The sequence below is a fragment of the Streptomyces sp. NPDC006529 genome (assembly GCF_040611795.1).
Taxonomy (GTDB): Bacteria; Actinomycetota; Actinomycetes; order Streptomycetales; family Streptomycetaceae; genus Streptomyces.
Genome location: NZ_JBEXPB010000102.1, coordinates 1 through 5,044, shown reverse-complemented (window position 1 = coordinate 5,044; position 5,044 = coordinate 1). Strand labels below are relative to the sequence as shown.

General features: G+C 69.9%; 2 protein-coding genes. Both read left to right on the top strand.

Annotated features, from left to right (window positions below):
* Nucleotides 1–3,639: amino acid adenylation domain-containing protein (locus ABZY31_RS31055; protein WP_356417005.1), on the top strand; the 3,639-nt coding region annotated here is incomplete at its 5' end.
* Nucleotides 3,639–5,044: condensation domain-containing protein (locus ABZY31_RS31050; RefSeq protein WP_356417003.1), on the top strand; the 1,406-nt coding region annotated here is incomplete at its 3' end. The genes ABZY31_RS31055 and ABZY31_RS31050, both read left to right, overlap by 1 nt.

Here is a 5,044-nt window from a genome sequence, read left to right as displayed (position 1 = left end):
CCTTCGGCTGTCGTGGTGCTGGATGTTCTGCCGGTGACGGTGAACGGCAAGCTCGACCGCAAGGCGCTGCCCGTCCCGGAGTACACCGCCGGGTCCGGTCGTGGGCCGGCCAATGCACGCGAAGAGGTGTTGTGTGCGGTCTTTGCGCAGGTTCTCGGTCTCGACAGCGTGGGTGTCGATGACGACTTCTTCGCCCTCGGCGGCCACTCGCTGATGGCGATTCAGCTCGTGGAGCAGTTGCGTCTGCGTGGGGTGTCGGTGTCGGTGCGGGCGCTGTTCCAGTCCCCGACGGTGGCAGGTCTCGCGACGGCGGCGGGGCCGGTACGGGTGGAGGTCCCGCCGAACCTGATCCCCGCGGATGCGGTGGAGATCACGCCGGGGATGCTCCCGCTGGTGGATCTGGACTCGGGTGAGATCGAGCGGATCGTTGCCACCGTCGAGGGCGGGGCAGCCGACATCGCGGATATCTATCCCCTGGCTCCTCTCCAGGAGGGTCTGCTGTTCCACCACCTCCTGGCCGATGGCGGTGAGGACGCCTACGTCCTGCCGACGGTGCTGGAGTTCGACTCGCGTGAGCGGCTCGACGGATTCACCGCAGCCTTGCAGCAGGTCATCGACCGGCACGACATCTTCCGCACCTCCATCGTGTGGGAGGGGCTGCGGGAGCCGGTCCAGGTGGTGTGGCGCCACGCGGTCCTCCCGGTGACCGAAGTGGCACTGGACCCACAGGACGCGGACCCGGTCCGGCAACTGGTCGCAGCCGGCGGCCTGTCGATGGACATCGTGCAGGCCCCGCTGATCCGGATGCTGGCGGCGCCGGCCCCCGGGGGTGATCAGTGGCTGGCCCTGGTGATGGTGCACCACATGGTGCAGGACCACACCGCACTGGAAATCGTCTTCGAGGAGGTCGACGCCTTCCTCTCCGGGCGCGGCGACACGTTGCCGGACCCGCTGCCGTTCCGCGACTTCGTGGCGCAGGCCCGGGGCGGGGCGGCACGTGCCGAGCACGAGCGGTACTTCGCCGGGCTGCTGGGTGATGTGACCGAGCCGACGGCGCCGTTCGGGCTGGTCGATGTGCGGGGTAACGGCGCAGACTCGCGTCGGGTCTTCACGCCGATCTCCGCCGAGGTGAGTGGGAGGCTGCGCGATGTGGCACGGCGGCTGGGAGCCAGTCCGGCCACTGTGATGCATGTGGCGTGGTCGCGGCTGCTGGCCGCCGTGAGCGGCCGGGATGATGTCGTGTTCGGCACGGTGCTGTTCGGCCGGATGAACGCCGGCGCAGGGTCGCACCGGGTACCGGGCCCCTTCATCAACACCCTGCCGGTACGTGTGCGTACCGGGGTGCTCGGTGCGCGGGAGGCGATTTCTGCCATGCGTGACCAGCTGGCAGACCTGTTGGAGCACGAGCACGCCCCGCTCGCGGTGGCGCAGCAGGCCAGCGGAGTGGCCGGCAGCACACCTCTGTTCACCTCGATGCTCAACTACCGGCACAACCTTGCCCGAACCGCCGAGCCGGGCGCGGAGCGGGCCGCGGGCGCCGAGCCGGGCGGCATCAGGCCACTGTTCGGCCAGGAGCGCGACAACTTCCCGTTGTCGGTCTCGGTCGACGACGACGGCACGGACCTGGGGCTGGCCGTGGACGCGGTCGCGCCGATCGATCCGCGGGCTGTGGGTCTGCTGCTCAGTACCGCGACCGGGAATCTGGTGGCGGCGTTGGAGCGGGCGCTGGACGGCGGCGAGGACGTGCCGCTGGGCGCCGTGGACGTGTTGGACGCGGACGAGCGGCATCGTGTTCTGGCCGCGTGGAACGACACGGCGGCGGATTTCGGGACTGCGACGTACGCGGATCAGTTCGCGGCCCAGGCGGTACTGACTCCGGATGCGAGGGCTGTTGTAGCCGCGGACGGGGAGCTGTCGTTCGTGGAGCTGGAGGGGCGGGCGAACAGGCTCGCCCGGCATCTGGTGGCTCTGGGCGTGGGTCCGGAGTCGGTGGTGGCCGTAGCGATGGAGCGCGGGGTCGGCGTGGTGGTCGCACTGCTGGCCGTGCTGAAGGCCGGCGGGGCGTACATGCCGGTGGATCCGGAGTATCCGGCGGACCGTGTCGCGTACATGCTGGAGGACGCCCGGCCGGTGGTGGTCCTGTGCGAGGGGACGACGGTGGAGCTGGTGTCGTCCTGCGATGCCCGGCTGGTGCCCCTGGACGCACCCGAAGTCGAGCAGGCGCTTGCCGCCCTGCCGGTGGACCCGCGCGGTGAGGGCGAGTGGGCGGCGTCCCTGCCCGGGCACCCGGCATACGTGATCTACACCTCCGGTTCGACGGGCCGTCCGAAGGGCGTGGTCATCCCGCACGAGGGCCTGAGCAACCTGTCGGGATTCCACCGTGCGGGTGTGATCGCCCGTGCCGGGCGGCGTATGCGGGTGGCGCTGACGGCGTCGCTGTCCTTCGACACCTCGTGGGAAGGGCTGCTGTGGATGGCGGCCGGTCACGAGCTCCACGTGATCCCGGACGACCTGCGCCGTGACGCGTCCCTGCTGGTGCGGCACATCGCGGAGAACGGCATCGAGGTCCTGGATGTCACCCCCAGCTACGCCGAGCAGCTGGTCGAGGAAGGCCTGCTGGAGGACCCGGTGCACCGTCCCAAGGTGCTGCTGCTCGGTGGCGAGGCCGCGGGTACGGCACTGTGGGAGCGGGCGCGGGCCGCCGAAGGCACCCGGTGCGTCAACCTGTACGGCCCGACCGAGGCCAGCGTGGACACGCTGTGGGTCGAAGCGGCGGAAACCGTGGTGCCGCTGGTGGGCCGGCCGCTCGCGAACACGCGCGCCTTCGTGCTGGACGGTGCGCTCCGTCCGGTCGGTGCGGGGATCGTCGGCGAGCTGTATCTTGCGGGCGCCAGCCTGGCGCGCGGCTATCTGGGACGGTCGGCGCTGACGGCAGAGCGTTTCGTCGCCTGTCCCTTCGAGTCCGCCGACCGGATGTACCGCACGGGTGACCTGGTGCGCTGGGACCAGGAAGGACGGCTGGAGTACCTGGGCCGGGCGGACGACCAGGTGAAGATCCGCGGTTTCCGCATCGAGCTCGGCGAGGTCGAAACGGTGGTGGCCGCCCACCCGCAGGTGTCCCAGGCTGCGGTACTCGCCCGAGAGGACCGCCCGGGAGACAAGCGCCTCGTGGCGTACGTCGTGGCCGACGGAGGCGCGGAACTTCCCGGCCGGATCCGCGAATTCGTCGGAACGTACCTGCCCGGCTACATGGTTCCGGCGGCGGTCGTGGTGCTTGAGGCGTTCCCGCTCTCGGTGAACGGGAAGCTCGACCGCAAGGCCCTCCCGGCGCCGGACTTCGCAGCCATGGCGAGCGCCGGCCGCAAGCCCTCGAACCGGCAGGAGAAGTCCCTCTGCGACGTGTTCGCCCGAGTACTCGGACTCCCGACGGTCGGCGTGGACGACGACTTCTTCGCGTTGGGCGGGCACTCACTGCTGGCGGTCCGGCTGATCAGTCAGATCCGGGCAGTGATGGGTGTGGAGGTACCACTGAGGGTGCTGTTGGCGGCGCCGACGGTGGCAGGACTTGCAAAGCAACTTCGAACACAAGAGTCAGCTAGGCCGGCGCTGCGGCCGATGCGCAACCAGAAGGAGTCCTGATGATTCCCTTGTCATTCGCCCAGCGTCGTCTGTGGTTCATCGACCAGCTCGAAGGCCCCGGCGCGACCTACAACATCCCGATGGTGCTGAGGCTGTCGAGCTCCCTCGACCGGGCTGCCCTGAACGCGGCCCTGCGGGACGTCATCGGACGCCACGAGGTGCTGCGCACCGTCTTCGGAGTCGAAGACGGCGAGCCCTACCAGCAGATCCTCGAGCTCGACGAGCTCCAGTGGGAACTCACGACGGAGGAGGTGGCGCCCGCCGACCTGGACGTCGCGATCGCCACGGCCAAGGGATACGCCTTCGACCTGTCCGCCGAAGCACCGATACGCGCTTCGCTGCTCTCCACCGGCCACGAGGAGCACATCCTCGTCGTGGTGGTCCACCACATTGCCAGTGACGGTTGGTCCGTGGGCCCGCTGTCGCGGGACGTGCGCGTGGCGTACGAGGCCCGTTCCGCAGGCCACGCTCCCGAGTGGGAGCCGCTGCCGGTGCAGTACGCCGACTACGCGCTCTGGCAGCGCGAGCTGCTCGGCGACACGGCCGACCCGCAGAGCGTGGCCGCCGGCCAGATCGCCTACTGGCGGCAGGCGCTGGCCGACATCCCGGAAGAGCTGGAACTGCCCTTTGACCACGGCCGCCCGGCCGTGCCGAGCCACCAGGGCCGCAGTCTGCCGCTGGCGGTCCCGGCCGACGTGCACGCTCGGATGGTGGAACTCGCACAGGCCGAGGGCGCGACCGTCTTCATGGTCCTCCAGGCCACGCTGGCGGTGCTGCTCTCCCGCCTCGGCGCCGGCACCGACATCCCGGTCGGTGTGGCCGTGGCCGGACGTACCGACGTGGCACTGGACGACCTCGTCGGCTTCTTCGTCAACACGCTGGTTCTGCGTACGGACCTGTCGGGAGACCCGACGTTCCGCGAGGTACTCGGACGGGTCCGGGAGACCGGCTGGGAGGCGTTCGCCCACCAGGACGTACCGTTCGAGAAGCTGGTCGAGGAGCTGGCGCCGACTCGTTCGCTGGCCCGCCACCCGCTCTTCCAGGTGATGCTCACCATGGAGGAGGGGGCGGCACCGGGGAGCGGGCCGACCGGTGTCGACGCTCCCGGCGTGCCGGCCCCAGCTGCTGCCAAGGTCGACCTTGAGGTGAGCGCGAGCGAGCTCTTCGACGCCACGGGTGCGCCGGCCGGCCTGCACGGCTCGGTGATCACGGCCGTCGATCTGTTCGACCTGGAGTCGGCCGAGCGACTGGTGACTCGCTGGACTCGGCTGATGGAACAGCTCGTCGCCGACCCCGAGCTCCGGCTTGGTGCGGTTGATGTGCTGGATGACGTGGAGCGTCGTCGGGTTGTTGTTGAGTGGAATGACACGTCTGCTGTGGTGCCTGCGGGTACGGTGGCGGATTT